19 protein-coding genes and 1 pseudogene are annotated in these 15,374 nt (G+C 44.1%); 10 read left to right on the top strand and 10 right to left on the bottom strand.

The window, feature by feature from the left end; translation table 11 throughout:
* Nucleotides 1–10: 10 nt before the first annotated feature.
* A complete protein-coding gene (locus H735_RS07025) occupies nucleotides 11–619 on the bottom strand; it encodes a cupin domain-containing protein (protein WP_020194065.1) in 609 nt (202 codons plus the stop codon).
* Between the two features lie 192 nt (nucleotides 620–811).
* Between H735_RS07025 and H735_RS07020 the strand changes: the two genes are divergently transcribed.
* Nucleotides 812–1,918 (top strand): 1-acyl-sn-glycerol-3-phosphate acyltransferase, encoded by a 1,107-nt coding sequence (locus H735_RS07020; protein ID WP_005441135.1) that lies wholly within the window; start codon nucleotides 812–814, stop codon nucleotides 1,916–1,918.
* Between the two features lie 72 nt (nucleotides 1,919–1,990).
* On the opposite strand, the gene H735_RS07015 is transcribed toward H735_RS07020, so the two are convergent.
* Complete coding sequence (locus tag H735_RS07015; protein WP_020194066.1) at nucleotides 1,991–2,590, bottom strand: hypothetical protein; 600 nt, start codon at nucleotides 2,588–2,590, stop codon at nucleotides 1,991–1,993.
* 147 nt (nucleotides 2,591–2,737) lie between these two features.
* Here H735_RS07015 and H735_RS07010 point away from each other — a divergent pair, with 147 nt between their 5' ends.
* Nucleotides 2,738–3,010: a YnjH family protein gene (locus tag H735_RS07010; RefSeq protein WP_027726537.1), complete on the top strand. Its 273-nt coding sequence runs from the start codon at nucleotides 2,738–2,740 to the stop codon at nucleotides 3,008–3,010.
* 71 nt (nucleotides 3,011–3,081) lie between these two features.
* On the opposite strand, the gene H735_RS07005 is transcribed toward H735_RS07010, so the two are convergent.
* Nucleotides 3,082–3,381: a YfcZ/YiiS family protein gene (locus tag H735_RS07005; RefSeq protein ID WP_005441132.1), complete on the bottom strand. Its 300-nt coding sequence runs from the start codon at nucleotides 3,379–3,381 to the stop codon at nucleotides 3,082–3,084.
* Nucleotides 3,382–3,908: 527 nt separating this feature from the next.
* On the opposite strand from H735_RS07005, the gene H735_RS07000 reads away from it, so the two are divergent.
* Nucleotides 3,909–4,370 (top strand): TetR/AcrR family transcriptional regulator, encoded by a 462-nt coding sequence (locus tag H735_RS07000; protein WP_005441131.1) that lies wholly within the window; start codon nucleotides 3,909–3,911, stop codon nucleotides 4,368–4,370.
* Between the two features lie 87 nt (nucleotides 4,371–4,457).
* On the opposite strand, the gene H735_RS06995 is transcribed toward H735_RS07000, so the two are convergent.
* Genes H735_RS06995 through H735_RS06970 form a run of 6 tightly spaced genes read right to left on the bottom strand, consistent with a single transcriptional unit; the run spans nucleotide 4,458 to nucleotide 9,037 of the window.
* Nucleotides 4,458–5,240, bottom strand: coding sequence for a heme ABC transporter ATP-binding protein (locus H735_RS06995; RefSeq protein ID WP_020194068.1), 783 nt, complete (start codon nucleotides 5,238–5,240; stop codon nucleotides 4,458–4,460).
* Entirely contained in the window at nucleotides 5,240–6,277 is a 1,038-nt protein-coding gene (locus H735_RS06990; protein ID WP_020194069.1) for a FecCD family ABC transporter permease, read from the bottom strand. The genes H735_RS06995 and H735_RS06990 overlap by 1 nt, the downstream gene beginning before the upstream one ends.
* Before the next feature lie 9 nt (nucleotides 6,278–6,286).
* Nucleotides 6,287–7,156, bottom strand: a complete 870-nt coding sequence (locus tag H735_RS06985; RefSeq protein ID WP_020194070.1) for a heme/hemin ABC transporter substrate-binding protein — start codon at nucleotides 7,154–7,156, stop codon at nucleotides 6,287–6,289.
* 26 nt (nucleotides 7,157–7,182) lie between these two features.
* Complete coding sequence (locus H735_RS06980; RefSeq protein WP_005441127.1) at nucleotides 7,183–7,596, bottom strand: ExbD/TolR family protein; 414 nt, start codon at nucleotides 7,594–7,596, stop codon at nucleotides 7,183–7,185.
* The gene (locus H735_RS06975) at nucleotides 7,593–8,291 is read right to left on the bottom strand and encodes a MotA/TolQ/ExbB proton channel family protein (RefSeq protein WP_005441125.1); all 699 of its coding nucleotides are present in this window, start codon (nucleotides 8,289–8,291) and stop codon (nucleotides 7,593–7,595) included. The genes H735_RS06980 and H735_RS06975 overlap by 4 nt, the downstream gene beginning before the upstream one ends.
* Nucleotides 8,291–9,037, bottom strand: coding sequence for an energy transducer TonB (locus H735_RS06970; protein WP_027726538.1), 747 nt, complete (start codon nucleotides 9,035–9,037; stop codon nucleotides 8,291–8,293). The genes H735_RS06975 and H735_RS06970 overlap by 1 nt, the downstream gene beginning before the upstream one ends.
* A gap of 167 nt (nucleotides 9,038–9,204) precedes the next feature.
* Here H735_RS06970 and hutW point away from each other — a divergent pair, with 167 nt between their 5' ends.
* The 5 genes from hutW (at nucleotide 9,205) to H735_RS06945 (ending at nucleotide 12,932) form a co-directional block, all read left to right on the top strand.
* Nucleotides 9,205–10,575, top strand: coding sequence for a heme anaerobic degradation radical SAM methyltransferase ChuW/HutW (gene hutW, locus H735_RS06965; protein WP_020194072.1), 1,371 nt, complete (start codon nucleotides 9,205–9,207; stop codon nucleotides 10,573–10,575).
* A 22-nt stretch (nucleotides 10,576–10,597) separates the two neighbouring features.
* On the top strand, nucleotides 10,598–11,101 hold the full coding sequence (gene hutX, locus H735_RS06960) for a heme utilization cystosolic carrier protein HutX (protein ID WP_020194073.1): 504 nt from the start codon (nucleotides 10,598–10,600) through the stop codon (nucleotides 11,099–11,101).
* 107 nt (nucleotides 11,102–11,208) lie between these two features.
* Nucleotides 11,209–11,739 (top strand): heme utilization protein HutZ, encoded by a 531-nt coding sequence (gene hutZ / locus H735_RS06955; protein WP_005441121.1) that lies wholly within the window; start codon nucleotides 11,209–11,211, stop codon nucleotides 11,737–11,739.
* Between the two features lie 104 nt (nucleotides 11,740–11,843).
* Nucleotides 11,844–12,380, top strand: coding sequence for an ATP:cob(I)alamin adenosyltransferase (locus H735_RS06950; protein WP_005441120.1), 537 nt, complete (start codon nucleotides 11,844–11,846; stop codon nucleotides 12,378–12,380).
* A gap of 141 nt (nucleotides 12,381–12,521) precedes the next feature.
* Nucleotides 12,522–12,932, top strand: coding sequence for a hypothetical protein (locus tag H735_RS06945; protein WP_020194074.1), 411 nt, complete (start codon nucleotides 12,522–12,524; stop codon nucleotides 12,930–12,932).
* Nucleotides 12,933–12,938: 6 nt separating this feature from the next.
* On the opposite strand, the gene H735_RS06940 is transcribed toward H735_RS06945, so the two are convergent.
* A complete protein-coding gene (locus H735_RS06940; protein WP_005441118.1) occupies nucleotides 12,939–13,853 on the bottom strand; it encodes a chemotaxis protein in 915 nt (304 codons plus the stop codon).
* Between the two features lie 253 nt (nucleotides 13,854–14,106).
* On the opposite strand from H735_RS06940, the gene ppiC reads away from it, so the two are divergent.
* Complete coding sequence (gene ppiC, locus H735_RS06935) at nucleotides 14,107–14,400, top strand: peptidylprolyl isomerase PpiC (RefSeq protein WP_223976268.1); 294 nt, start codon at nucleotides 14,107–14,109, stop codon at nucleotides 14,398–14,400.
* 487 nt (nucleotides 14,401–14,887) lie between these two features.
* Nucleotides 14,888–15,374, top strand: a pseudogene (locus tag H735_RS31610) (alpha-amylase family glycosyl hydrolase); the annotation flags it as partial.

Below are 15,374 nucleotides of genomic sequence, written 5' to 3'. Positions count from 1 at the left end.
TCGTTAGTTTTTATAGTGCTTCCCCAAACACTAAAAAACACAACTGTTCGTATTCTTCGTCGTTGTTGTTGAACAATCTCGCGACGATGTCCGCTTGTTTTTTGCCTGACAATTTCATCTTACGTGCTTCTCTTAAGGTCAAGACAAGACAAAGCTCTATCGAAATTGAAGAATCACAACCCGGCTTCCACTTATTAATCGAGTCTGTCAGTGGAGAGGTGGTCAACATCGGCTTTAGCGTCAGAACTTCATGTCTAACAACTGCCAGTAAATCCATTTGGTGTTCGCTACGTGCTTTTGTTGTCACCAACTTTTCAATCAACGCTGACAATAGAACAGATGGCTTCACGTAACCTGCTTGTTGAGCAAATGCGTCAGTTAAGCGCACAGAAAAGTCACAGCGAGTTACTCGCGTGTTAGGTAAAAAGGTGAGGGAGCTCAAACATCCCTGAGGAATCCAGAAATACTGACCCGGTTCAATGGCATACTCATGTTTACCCAATTTAATGATCGCCAAACCTTCTACTACTGATAGTAAGCTGTGTTTTAGCGCTTTTTTACGCGCAGCAACATTAAGAAAAGGGTAATTAGCGTCGTGAAATTCAATTGCGTAGTTCATTGTGAATACCAGAGTTTTTGGGGCGCTAAGGGTAACGCTAAACCCCTAAATTGCCAACCGGATAACAGATTTTTTTGTGAATAGAAATTGTAATGGTACTGGTATGACCATGTTAAAAGTATGGTCTGAATTGCTGCGGGTTGGCAAAACAATGCGTAAAATGTGCCAGCTCTTTTTGAAATGAATTGAATAATGACTGCCAATACCGATCCTTATATTGAAATTCGTCCATATAACGACGAAGAAATCCCAGCTGCGCTGGACCGCCTGATCAAAGACGATGAGTTTATCAGCGCGATTTTAAACCACCGTTTTGCAAACAAAGCGGCGTGGTTCAAAACTCTCATGAGTCCGATTATCCGTGTCTACTTAAAAGCGAAGTGGAGCAAATTGGATTCTGTAGAGGCAATTCAGCTGGAAGTGAAGAAGTATCTTCAAGATACGCTTAATCGCACCACTGACGGCGTGACGTTTTCTGGCCTTGACCAACTGGACAAGAATACGTCTTACTTATTTGTTTCTAACCACCGTGATATCGCGATGGATCCTGCTCTCGTAAACTACGGTTTGCACCAAACGGATCATCGTACAGTGCGTATTGCAATTGGTGACAACCTGCTTAAGAAGCCTTGCGCGACTGAGCTAATGAGACTGAACAAAAGCTTTATTGTTAAACGCTCGGCGAAAGCGCCGCGTGAAATGATGAAAGCGTTAGGCTTGCTATCAAGCTACATCAAGCACTCTCTTGATACTGGCAACTCGATTTGGATTGCGCAAAAAGAAGGTCGTGCCAAAGATGGTAATGACTTTACTGATCCAGCCATCTTAAAGATGTTTCATGTTGAAGGGCGTAAGCAAAAAGTAAGCTTTGGTGAATACACGCGCTCATTGAAAATTGTGCCTGTTTCCATCTCTTACCAGAATGACCCTTGTGACATTGCAAAAGCCAAAGAGCTGTATGAGAAAGCAGAGAATGGTAGTTACGAGAAAGGTGAATTCGAAGATATCGAAAGCATCATTCAAGGTATCGTTGGCTACAAAGGTAAAGTACACGTTGCATTTGGTGATGTGATCGATCAAGAGTTTGAGACTCCGGATGAGCTCGCGAATGAAATCGATCGTCAGATTCACAATAACTACCGTGTGTTCCCAATCAACCTGCTTGCTGCGGGTCGTGAAGATGAATCGATTACGGAGTCGGTGAAATCTCAGTTACAAGAGAAGTTGGAGCAACTGCCTAACGGTGCTCACAGTTACTTGGTGGCTAGTTACGCTAACCCAGTAAACAACCAAGAATGATTTAAACTTCGCTCAGTGCTTTGCAATAAAGCACTGAGCGCTTGGTTTTAGGAAAGATTCGTCTAACCATTTCTATGGTGCAACTGCGCCACCTAGGGTCAAATTCGTTGGCCATTTCGTAACCCGATTTCCTCCCAAAAAGATATTGCCTTTCACTGTCATGGTGTCTGGAAATACTGTCAGTTTGGAACCACCTATGTACAGGTTACCATCCACGATTAAACCTTCCGGCAGTTCGGTAAGCGGTGTGCGAATGACGCTTAGATCGCCTTTCACTCTTAATCTTGCGGGCAAACTGGTTAACGGGTTATCGGTTAAGTTTAAATAGCCGCCTAATTTGACACCGCGTGGCCAACGCTCAATCTTACTACCGAGTAAGTTCGCGTAACCCTTAATTTTTACCCCTGGTCTTATCGTTTTTAATGCGCTGTTGGTGGCTTCTAGGCTTCCTTGAACATCCAATCCTCTCGGCAATTTGGTGATTGGTGTTTGTGAAATGTTTAGATTGCCTTTAACAACCAACCCATCAGGTATCGTGGTATAGGGCTTATTACGAAGGTCAATGTTGCCATAGTTATCGGTATGGCCAAACTTGGCATAGTAATCGAGCTCATAAGCAATGGATGAGCTGGAGAAAGCCGTCAGAGCGAGTAAGAGAAATAAAGCGCGCATAACCGATACAGTATTGAGTATAAGTGGAAAAGGATAACGTAAAGCATTGTAGGCCGCTACAGTCCAATGTCTCAAGAATATGAGATGCTGCCAAGAACGTGAAACGTTTCTTTGTTAACTTATGTGGTCTTCATTGAGGGGATATTCATGAACTTAAGAACGATTTCTATGCTGGTGGCGAGTACTGCTATGGCCTTCTCAGGCGTTGTATTAGCAAAATCTTACACTACACCAGATACAAAGGCTCTAGTAGTGGCAGACGGGAAGCTAGGACAGCGGGTTTGTTACTACGACGATAAGGCATACACCACTGGGGCGGTGCTAAACATAGATGGCGTATTGCTCGTGTGTACCGATGAGAATGACTTTGAAACCAACGGTTCACTGAAGTGGGTTGTGTTTCAGAAAGATAACCAGTAACAAGCCAATCAAGCATTAAAAAAGCGAGCTAAGAGCTCGCTTTTATCTATATGTCGATTATATATCGATGATTAACGCGCTAGAGAGCGTGTCTTAAGTTCAAAGATAAGCTTTTCAGCACTTACTTCAAACTTGAATCGAGCCGTTAGCTCTTTAGATTCTTCTGTCAGTTCTGAAACGTTGTATTCAACGTCAGCACAAACTTGTGTTGCTAGTTCGATGTATTTCGCCAACTCAGCTTCTAGTGCTGCTTTAGTCTCTGCGAAAATCGTTACGTCGGCAACATCGTCACCTTCTTTGATGATAAAACCCATTTCACCAGCGCAACCGCAAGCTTCACATACTTGGTTTTCTTCTAATTCGACACTCATAACGAATCCTCTTGTAAATACTGTGGGTATTCTATCAGGTATTTGATCTCTATCTACAAAAATGAATGATTTTGGATAAAAAAGGCACGGTATGTTATGTTGTTAATAGTGAGTTAATTAATTTTATTAGAACTTCCTTAAGGAAATTAATGTGATATGTATCAATATTTAAAATCAATTAACCTAGATATTCGTGAGATTTTTGTCAGGTTAGTTGAACTGGGGTTCAATTTATAAGACTATTTCCGGATTAATTATTTTTACATAATTATCATTCTTAGCCTGAGAATAGTTTCGATGAATGATTTGGTGCAAGGTTTTGATGGAGTGGACTTTTCGCCATATTTTGAGTCACATGTATTGACAGAAATATCACTGTAAATTGCACGTTACGCAGTGCACTTTAGTTATGATTGGTCCTCTGATTTGTTGTTAGAGGCATACAGTACATAATGCTGAGGATGATTTTCATTCTGGCCTCATTTAATTGTGAGTTAGATGGATTTACAAAGAGAAGAGCTTAAAATATGCCAAAGCGTAGTAAAGAAGATACCGAAATCACTATCCAGAAAATCATGGATGCCGTTGTTGATCAGCTTCTAAGACTTGGTTATGACAAAATGTCTTACACCACGTTAAGTCAACAAACAGGTGTATCGCGTACAGGTATTAGCCACCATTTCCCTAAGAAAACGGACTTTACCGCCGCGTTAGACGGTCGTATCTTCAAAATGTTCGTAGAACATCTAGAATTTGATAAAGGTCTGGATGCGTTCTCTAAGAGCTGGATTAAGGCTCTAGAAGATACTGAATTCTTAGCGATCTTGCGTCTATTGTTCCACCATATTGTTACTTCAGAAAGCGCACATGAGTTTGCTGCAAATGGCATCGACCGTTTGTACAAGATGGCAGAAAGCCAATTTGGTGCAGGTAGCGACAAAGAGCTAGAGTGGTTGATTGGTCGTTCGTTGATTCAAATGAGCAAATAACCCCAAAACAAAAAGCCCCGCAACGTTGCGGGGCTTTTTTGTATGCCTATTATTTGGAATGGCAAACAAGGGCTTAAAACGCGCTGATTAAGCCGCTGCGTGCACTTGAGGGAAATCCAAGGTTGGGTGCTTAGTTACGATTGAGCGGTAGCCATAGACTTGCTCAATGCGTTCTGGAGTCAGTGCGTTCCAAGGCGTGTCATCACATACTAACTTGCCATCATGCAGCAGGACTAAGCGGTCTGCATATTGAGAAGCTAAGTTCAAATCATGCAACACAATCACGACGGCAGCATTATTCTCTTTGGCTGCTGCGCGAGCAATTTTTAAGGTGTTGTGCTGGTGAGCCAAATCCAAAGCGGAGGTTGGCTCATCTAACATCAAGATTTTCTTATCGCCAGACTGATGAAGCTGTGTGAGAACACGTGCTAAATGCAAACGCTGCTTTTCACCACCAGATAGGGCAGGGTAGAGGCTATCAGCTAAATGCAGAACATCAGTTTGTTGCATGTAATGCAACGCGAGTTCACTGGTTTCCTTATTGGAGATAGAGAGAGGGATTGCTCCGAGCTCTACCACTTCCCTCGCTAAGAAAGGAAACGTCAATGTGCTGTGTTGTGGCAGCATAGCGACGTGTTTTGCACTTTCTGCAGGCTCCCAATCATTCTTTTGGGTACCAAAGAATTCGATATCATTTTGAGATGGAATTTCGCCACACAACAGCTTTAACAAAGTACTCTTACCGGCGCCGTTCGGGCCAAGCAATGCTGTGACTTCTCCAGCTCGAATCTCAATATTGATGTCGTCCAGAACGACACGGCTTCCGTATCGCATCGAAATATTTCTGCCCGACAAAACGGTGTTATTCATTACAGGATTTTCCCTTTTTGTTGGAACAGTAAGTAGATAAAGAATGGAGCACCAATCAGTGCAGTAACGATACCTACTGGTAATTCTGCTGGTGCAACTGCGACACGTGCAAACATATCTGCTGCCGTAAGAAGTAATGCGCCCATCAAAGCAGAAATAGGAAGCAGAGTTCGATGGTCAGGACCTGCGAGCATACGACCTAAGTGAGGAATAACAAGGCCGATAAAGCCAATAGCGCCACAGATACTCACGGTAATCCCCACACCTACTGCAGATAACAAAATGAGCTGTCGTTTTAGCTTCTGAACGGGAACGCCCAAATGCCTTGCTTCAGATTCGCCCAGTAGGAGAGCGTTTAGCGACATTGCTTTTTTCTGAAACCAGAACATCAGCAATACCAATGTCACGGCCGCTAAGCCAATACCTGACCAATTCGCACCGGCTAGTGATCCCATAGACCACAGCGTTAAGTCACGCAGCATTTGATCGTCTGCGATGAAGTTCATGAAGCCAATTGCAGCCCCTGATAATGCACTGATAGCAACACCAGCGAGGAGCATGATGGTTACGGATGTACCAAACTTGCTTGTACCTAACCAGTAAACTAAAACAGTAGTGATTGCGCCGCCCAAGAAAGCAAAAAAAGGCAGCGCCGCTAGGTTCATTAATGTTGGGTAGTTTTGGCTGAAATCAGCGAAAACAACGATAGCAAATGCACCACCTAACGCCGCACCAGCAGAGACACCGATGATGCCAGGCTCAGCGAGTGGGTTTCGGAACAAGCCCTGCATGACGACACCACAGATTGCTAGAATGGCACCGATAAACATGCAAAGAATAGTGCGAGGAAGTCGTATTTCGTTGATAACCAGTTGGATGTGAGGAGCAAGATCAGAGCTTGCCCCTGTTAAGCTTCGCAGGCTGTCTGCGAAGCTGATATTCATTGGACCTACAGTAATTGAAGCAACTGCGATAAAGGCTAAGATGCCGGATAAAGCAAGCAGAATAGTAGGTAAAGGGGTACGTCTTAATAGCATTGAATCTCTCTACGGATATAGCAGCTCATTCAGGCGCTTCGCTTCAGAAAGGCTTTTTAGTCCCAAACCACCTACGAGTGCGTGGTCATCAATTGTCACGATGTTTTTGTTCATTCCAGCCGGCGTAGCAGCAAGCAATGGCATTGCTTTTAAAATGGCATCTGCACCACCCATTGTTTGGTAACTGCGGCCACTGACTAGGATTACATCTGGCTGCATTTCAACCATGGCCTCTGTAGATAGAGGTTTGTATGACGATAGTTGACCTGCCGCTGGGTTTTCACCACCCGCAAGTTGAATGATGGCATCTGGCGTGGTTTCTGAACCTGCGACGTTCGCAGGACGGCCTTCATGAATAAGAAGGAAGAGGACTTTCTTTTTGTCAGCTTTTGCTGGTTGGTTGCTCTCAAGCGCTTTTACTTGCGTTTCAACTTTTGTTTTTAGCGCTGTTGCTTGAGTTTCACGATGCATGATGTTGGCAATTTGGTCTATGCGATCCACAAGACCTTCAACATTTGCTTCTGTGTTTACAATCTCTACATCTACACCAGCGGACTTTAGTTGCTCAAGTGTTGTGCTCGGGCCCATTTCATCAGAACCAATCACTTTAGTTGGGCTAAGTGCTAGCAAACCTTCAGCAGACAGACGACGGTGGTAACCTACTTTTGGCAATTCCATTTCTTTTGGAAGTTGGCTGGTGACGTCAACAGCAACAAGACTGTCTTTCGCATCAAGCGCGATAAGCAGTTCGGTAACAGCGCTACCCGCGCTAACAACACGTTCAGAAGATGGGGCTTCATTGGCAAAAAGACTCGCACTTGCCAGCATAGTGACAGCTGCTGTTAAGGCGGTGCGAACTGGAGATAGTGTTTTATTCATTAGGATGTTCTCAATCTTATGTTCTTTTATTGCGACTCTTCAGTGAGCAATTGAGTCGCTTGAATTCCGTTTTCTTGTAAAAAGCCAAGAAGCTTAACCAGTGACTGAATATCGGCGGTTTTTTCAGCGCCAATCACAATCGGTTTATCTGTTGATTTACTTTCTTCTAGCAGAGCAATCGTGAAGTTTTCCCAATCGATGTAAGACTTACCATTGATTGCCCAGTGCGGCTCGTCTTTAAGGATGTTGACCGTAATTGATTGTTTATCAACTTCAGCAACGGCTTGGGAATCAGTGCTTGGAAGGTTGACATCCAAAGAGTCGAGCTTGACTGCCGCAGTCAACATCAAGAACACCATTACAATAAAGATAATATCCAGTAACGGGGTTAGGTCCGGTGTTAAACCATGGCTGCTATTGTCTTGAGGTGCTTTAATCATGAGCTTCTCGCTTCAACATGATCAGCAACCGTTGCAATTTCTTTGTTGTTTTCTGGAGAAACGTGTTGCAAAGAAATGCCTTCTAACCAAAGGTTTACATAGTTCAGTGTGTGCTCAAGCTTAGCGATAACGCGGTCCGCCCAAAGGCCAATCAGTTGTGCGCCAGAAATTGCGGGCAATGCAATGATCAAACCTGCAGCGGTCGTGCGCATCGCGAGACCTAGGCCATCGGCCAAATCGTTTGGCGTGATGTTACCTGTAGAAGACGCAATGCCTTTAAACATATCGATCAGGCCAAGTACCGTACCTAATAATCCGATAAGCGGGCTGATCACGCCAATCAGAGTCAATAAACGAAGACCTGAATGCAATTGATGGCGCTTTTCTTGTAGCCAAATCCCCGCCGCATCTTCACGTAAAGATTTAGAGAACGAGTGATGCGCTAGCAACATTGCAACACCACGATAAAGAAGAGGGCGTTTGCCAGAAAGTTCATCCGCTAGCGCTTCGATATCTTTGTTGTTGGTCGGATCAAGGTTATTCAGCTTTTGACGAATTGCGCGTTTGCCTACGCCTAGACTGATGAATACTTGAAAGAGTCTTTCCGCAATGATCATGACTGTAAGTGCAGAGCAAATAACTAAAGGCCAAGTCATAAGACCAAATTGGGTTTGTAAATGTTGTAGCTGTTCCATTATCCATCCAACTTAAAACGAACTGGGATTTGAACTCGGTGAGCAACTTTTTGCCCGCCAGAAATATGTGGTGAGAATTGCCATTGTTTGATGGCACGCAGTGCTGAAACATCGAGCATTTCTGCACCGGAAGATTCGATAAGTACTAGTTTTACTTGGTTGCCATTTTCGTCCAACCAAACCTCATAAAGTGCCACGCCTTCGATACCACGCTTACGAGCTGAACGAGGGTAACGAGGCTGAACAGGCTGGGAAACAAAAGCAGGCTGATCAATCATCACAGGCTGAGACGTTGCGCCTTTTGATTGAACCGTCGGCGTTGCTTTTTGCTGCGGTACTGGCTCTTTTGCCACTTTCTTTTCCACTTTTTCTTTTGGCTGTGGATCTGTCTTGGCAACAGGCTTAGATGTTTGTGGCTTCTTGACTGGCTTCGGTTTTTTCTCGACAGGTTTCTTTTTGATCGCTTCTTTCTTCACGATTGGCTTTTCTACCGTCTTTTTAACCGGTTTAGGCTCTGGCTTTGGTTGAGGCTTTTTTTGTGGCTCTGGTTGCTTCTCTTCTACCACTTCTTGTGGTGTCGGTTCAGCTTGGACTGGTTTGGGAGCCGAGACTAAATTGAGGCTAACCGAGCTAGTAGGATTCCCTGCAGGCATTGCAAACACCTTCGTCTCTTGAGAGACAAAAAGCAGTGCAGCGTGCACCACTAAAGAGGCGCTTCCGGCAATGACATATCTTTTTACGTTCACGGGTAAATCTCGGTATTGCTAATCATTATCAACTTGGACTGATTATCACTTACAAAAGAAATAAGATCAATTATCAATTGCATTATCATTACGGCCAAATTATGATCTTTGCAGTTTTTTTGAAATGAGCCTCAATCCTTTGTGTGGTGGGCTTTAAGTGAGTAAATATGACCGTCGATATTTATAAATTTGACGAATCAATCCTTGGAAGTGATAGCCCCGATCCGTTGCGCTTTGCTTTTGTGAAAAAACACTCTGCGCATGCGGGTGGCAGTAGCATGCCAGTGCCGCCGCCACAACAAGGTGACATCCTATCGAGAATCACCTCGGAAACGACGACTAAGAACAATAAGCGCTGCTTATATATTCATGTTCCATTCTGTCGAGTGCGCTGTACTTTCTGTAACTTCTTCCAAAATGCTGCCAGCCGTAAGTTAGTCGATGAATACTTTGATGCTCTGATGAAAGAGCTAAAAGAGAAAGCGGCGATGCCGTGGACACAAAGTGGCATCTTCCATGCGGTTTACATAGGCGGTGGCACGCCAACGGATCTAGCACCAGAACAAGTTCGCATTCTTGGTCAGGCCATTCACGACTATTTCCCTCTAGCAGCTGACTGTGAAATCACACTTGAAGGTCGTATCAACCGATTCTCCGACGAGTTATATCAAGGTGCGCTAGACGGCGGATTCAACCGTTTCTCATTTGGTGTGCAGAGCTTTAATACCAAAGTTCGTCGCAGTGCCAAGCGTTTGGATGATCGCGAAGACGTATTGAATCGCGTAAGTGAGTTGGCAAAAGAAGACAAGATCCCTGTCATCATTGATTTACTTTACGGCCTGCCTTACCAAACAAAAGACGTTTTAGAGCAAGATCTTAAGGACTTCATGTCTACAGGCGCTCATGGCTTGGACCTTTATCAACTAGTGGTTGGCGGTACAGCGCCAATGCTCAATTTGGTTGAAAAAGGAAAAATGCCGCCACCTGCAACGACACCGGAAAAAGCGGGCATGTACGAGCTTGGCGCTAAGTTTATGGCAGAGCACCACATGAAGCAGCTTAGCGTGAACCACTGGGCGATCGATAACCGTGAACGCAGTTTATACAACAGCTTAGCGAAGACTTATGCAGAAGTTCTGCCTGTCGGTTGTGGCGCAGGCGGTAACATCGGTGGTTACGGCATGATGCAGCACCGCACGCTAGACACTTACGTTAAAGCTGTAAATGAAGGGCAGAGCACCATCGCAATGATGATGAAGCAAAGCCCACTTGAGCCGCTATTCGCAGCGCTGAAGTCCGGCTTTGATCGAGGCATTGTTCAGGCGAGCAAACTGCCGGCATTTATGGGCGAAGACACCTTCAGTTTCCTGATGCCACTATTCAAAGTTTGGTATGACAAAGGTTTGGTCGATTTACAAGAGCGCAGTTTAGTTCTGACGTTAGCAGGTAGCTTCTGGGCCGTGTCTCTGGCTCAGGCATGTATTCAAGTACTGACTTCTGAAATGAACGAAAACGTACCAAAAGTATCTAACAATTAATCTGAAAGAAATGGAAAAAACAATGGAATCAATTAAGCAACAGGTCGAAGCCCTACTAGAACAAGAGCCGCAACTACTTCCAGCAGCAATGGCTGAGCGCCTTGGTGTATCAGAGTTTGAAGTGGTAGCTGCACTTCCTCAAGAGATGGTTGCAGTAGCTCCTGGTGAGCAAGCACAAAGCATTTTAGAAGGTCTTGTTGGTTTTGGCCCAGTAACAACTATCGTTCATTCTTTTGGTTCTATCTTTGAAGTAAAAGCGCCGTTCCCGAAAGGTAAAGTTGCTCGTGGTTACTACAACCTTATGGGCAAAGAAGGTGAGCTTCATGGCCACCTAAAACTGGATAACGTGAAAAACATTGCCTTAGTAAGTAAACCGTTTATGGGACGTGAGAGCCATTACTTTGGTTTCTTCTCTGAGTGTGGCAGCAACATCTTTAAGATTTACTTAGGCCGCAACGAGAAGCGTGAGCTAATCGAAGATCAAGTAACAGCATTCCGTGCAATGCAAGCAGAGTTCAACAAGTAGCCTCGAATGAGCATGACACTGCACTAATTCGTTAGCGCAGTGTCATTTTATTAAAGAATAACCGAGTTAAAACTCGGAACAACAAACAAGTAAAGTTAGGTATCAAAATGGATCAGCAAGTTAAACAAGAGCGTTTACAAGGTCGTCTAGGACCAGAAATCAAGGAATTTCGTCAGGAGCGTCGTACCATTCAATTAGCAACCGTTGATGCGGAAGGCCGTCCAAACGTAAGTTACGCACCATACGTTCAAAACCAGGAAGGTTACTTCGTTCTTATTTCTCAGATTGCTCGTCACGCACGCAACCTACTAGAGAATCCAAATGTATCTTTGATGATGATTGAAGACGAAGATTCGTCGAAGCAGTTGTTCGCTCGTAAGCGTCTAACGTTTGATGCGGTTGCAACCGTTGTTGAGCGTGATACTGAAATGTGGCAACAAGTCGTTGGCCAAATGAAAGATCGTTTCGGTGAGATCATCGATGGTCTAAGCCAACTAGAGGACTTCGTTCTGTTCAACCTAAAAGCAGAACAAGGTCTATTCGTAAAAGGTTTTGGTCAAGCTTACCAAGTATCAGGTGATGATTTGGTTGATTTCGTTCACCTTCAAGAAGGTCACAAGAAAATCGAAAACGCATAAGCCGATTTTCTAACTTATGATCGTCTAAACAGATGTTATTGCCCAAAGGGAGTTAGGTTATACTGACTCCCTTTTTTATTAGAACCAAAGCACAGAGAAAAAGCATGAGACCAGTAAGCAAGGAACTTGGCGAGATTTGTTACCCATTCATCTATGAAGACAGCCCAGTATGTGACTTTGAAATCACTGCTGATGAGTTGTGTAGCAGAATTGGGTTGGTTCTATCGATGGAACTCGATGACTTTAGCCGTGACATACTGACTCGAATGCAGCCCAACGTATATCATGTAAATGGCTCTATCCGCGGAAAACTCGCGATTACAGAAGCGGAAGTCGATGAGCTAAAAGCCGATTACGATGCAATCAAGGCTCGTATCGATGGCGGCTTTAAAGGGTTTGTGCTTCCTGGCGGCCACCCAACGTCAAGCCAACTGCATTTGTGTCGTTGCCAAGCAAAAAAGGTGGTTCGTGCATTGGTTGCCGTTGAGCATTCAGGTAAGAAACAACCCGCTCCGATTTTGTTCCGCTATTCAAACCTGCTCGCGAATGTGCTCTACAGTCTTGCGTCTTATATCAACCACATTTATCAAGTCGAAGAAACTGAATTCGTGTCTCGCAGCTACACAATGCCAAGTAAATAGGCAAAATATCACCTAATAGTCTGAATTTAATGACTTTAAGCTAGCCGTCGCATAGTTCTCATTCGAGTGCTTTGATTACCTTTACCCATCTTTCTGCCTTTGTTTGAATAACGATTAAAATTGATTCAGAGGAAAGAAACGATGGGTTTAGTTGTTGGGGGGCCTTTATTGGTCTGGCTGTTTTGCGTGGTATTGTCTATCAGAGCGGGGTTTATGTTGTTTGCAGGGCAGCATTTTTCGAGTGTTCTGATTGCTATAGCGTTAGCGGTGGGGGCGACAGCTTCTATTATTTTCTACAACTGGTATTCGATTGCGAAAAGGGAGGAGGTTTACTTTTTCTCCCTTGCAATGGAATTGGTGTGTCGCCCCGCATTGATTATGCCAACGGTTATCGCGATAGGACTGTATTTCTTCGGCGGAGGGCTATTGCTCAATAGTTACATCAAAATGTTCGTCTTTGTTGCACTGTTTTCATGTTCGGTAGCGAGTATCACGAGTTTGTTCACTGCCGAAAAAATTATTGATGTATACCAGATCAAGCAAACTTATTAGATATGATTAAGAAGCCATCGCTTTTGCTTCCAGCTCTTTTGCACCGCGCAGCATCGCTTCAATCAATTCCCCAGCGTTGAATTTCTCTAATGCCTCGTGAGCGCCAACTTGGTGAGCTCGGTCAACACAAATCTCGCTTGATAGAGACGTGTGAAGAATACGGTAGGAGTTGTTCAGCGCAGAATCATTTTGAACTTCAAACGCAAGTTCATAACCATCCAGCCCTGGCATTTCAATGTCACTCACTAAAAGGTCAATTGGGCGGTTCGCTTCTGCATCTCGCTTCATCAAGTCGAGTGCGTCTGAGCCGTTTTTACAGATTTGATACGGGATGTTGATGCGGTCTAGCGCGTCGCTCAATTGCTTGCGAGCGATAGAAGAGTCGTCCACCAAAAGGATATTTAAGGCTTTCAAACGCTCGCGCTCGATGTCTGTAAGCATTGGAATCTTGGTATTCTCGTATTGCGGGTAGATCTTCGATAGTAGAAGCTCCACATCCAACATTTGGACGATCTTCTCTTCATAGCGAGTAATACCCGTTACAAAGATATTATGACCTGCACTTGATGGCGGTGTTTCGATAGATTTCCAATCACATTCAATGATTTTCTCGATACTTCGCACCATAAATGCCACCACGGTACGTAGACAGTCCGTCACGATCAAATAGCAGTTCTTGTATTCTTCCTCTTGGATAGGACGGAATCCAATTGCTGCCGCCATATCAATCACTGGCACCGTCAAATCACGAATCGTCACAGTGCCAATTACATGATGGTGCGAATAGGGAATTTTGGTGGTCGGCATATAAGGTACAATTTCACGGACTTTAAGTGTGCCAATTGCGAAGTTCTGTTGCAGGGTGAGTTTAAACACCAACATGCCTTGAGATTGGTTCGCTTTACTCGCGACTTTTGCCATGAAAATAACCTTATCAATATCACTGATTTATGTAACTAATCTAATCTTATAAGGCGACCGCTTCAACCGTAGAGCGTGGAAAAGTGAGCTTTTTAGGAAATAGCGCAAATTAAAGGTGAAATTGAATCGGTTAGCGGCCAAGTTTTCATCAAATTGTTAGATAGAACCGAGTATCAAAAGATGAAGATAAGGACGGCATGAGAGAAATTATTGCGATATTGAAGCGATTCGGTAAACTTGCGCCACCCGAACAGTGAGAGACAGACACATGGCAAATACAGCAGCCGCTTTACACATTCTTGTAAAGCATAAAGAACAAGCTGAAGACATCATCCAGCAGCTTAAAAAAGGTGCTAAATTCCAGACATTGGCAAAGAAATACTCGACTTGTCCATCTGGTAAACGTGGTGGCGACCTAGGTGAGTTTCGTCGCGGTCAAATGGTGCCACAGTTCGACAAAGTTTGTTTTTCTGGTGAGGTTCTTACTCCACACCTAGTCAAAACCAAATTCGGTTGGCACGTTGTGAAGGTGTTATACCGCACTTAAAAAATAGCGCGTTTATCGCGCTATTTTTGTATCTAGTGTTCTTTATTCGTGCTCCTCTCGTCATCATTTCGACTCTTCCTCTCTTTTCCTATCAATTTATAAACCGCACCAACTGTGACGTGAACAGCAGTTTCGCTTTCTTAAATATTTGTTACATATCGAATTATTGTCCCATATTCACATTCTTACTGAGAAAAGGCGTAATAGTGAGAGTAGGCGCGATCAGAATGGTTTATCTGCAAAATGCTTATAAAACAGGTGTTTAAATCGGTATCCTTGCGATCTTTGTTTTGGCTTGGGCGTTTGAATACTTTTAAACGGACGTTTAAACCTTAACTGGGGATGAGCTACGCCTTGTTTTTCCACCTAGCAGAAACGCGAAAGGGGTGAGGGAGGTTCGCTAATAGTTCTTATAATTTTGGCTATTGGATTCGCTCACGAAGAATACGAGTAACAATGGGTGAGCGAACGCGACGAGGAGAGAAACATGAGTGGCTTACAGGAAACACAATCAACAGGTGCAAATGTTATCTTGCACGCTTTTGATTGGAAGTATGCTGACATTGCCCAACGCGCAGCGGAGATCAGCGAGCTAGGTTATGGCTCGGGTATTGGTTTCTCCGCCGATGAAAAGCGCACAAGACGAACGCTGGTGGCAGCGTTACCAACCTCAAGATTATCGTGTTATCGACAATGCGCTCGGTAATACCACAGATTTTAAAAACATGGTTGAAGCACTCGACCGTGTAGGTGTATTGGTTTACGCCGATGTCGTCTTTAATCACATGGCGAACGAAGCCCATCTACGCTCGGATTTACAATATCCGCGCCAAGCCGTAATGGACGATTACCAGCAAAATGCAAGCAAGTATCAAGATCTGACTCTATTCGGTGACTTGTCAGAACCGCTGTTTGATGAGAATGACTTCGTTGAAGCTTTTGGCATCAAAGATTGGAAAGACAAGTGGGAAGTT

It is taken from the genome of Vibrio owensii CAIM 1854 = LMG 25443, assembly GCF_000817815.1.
Taxonomy (GTDB): Bacteria; Pseudomonadota; Gammaproteobacteria; order Enterobacterales; family Vibrionaceae; genus Vibrio; species Vibrio owensii.
The sequence above is the reverse complement of the archived record's forward strand: the minus strand, read 5'-3'. Positions and strand labels throughout refer to the sequence as shown.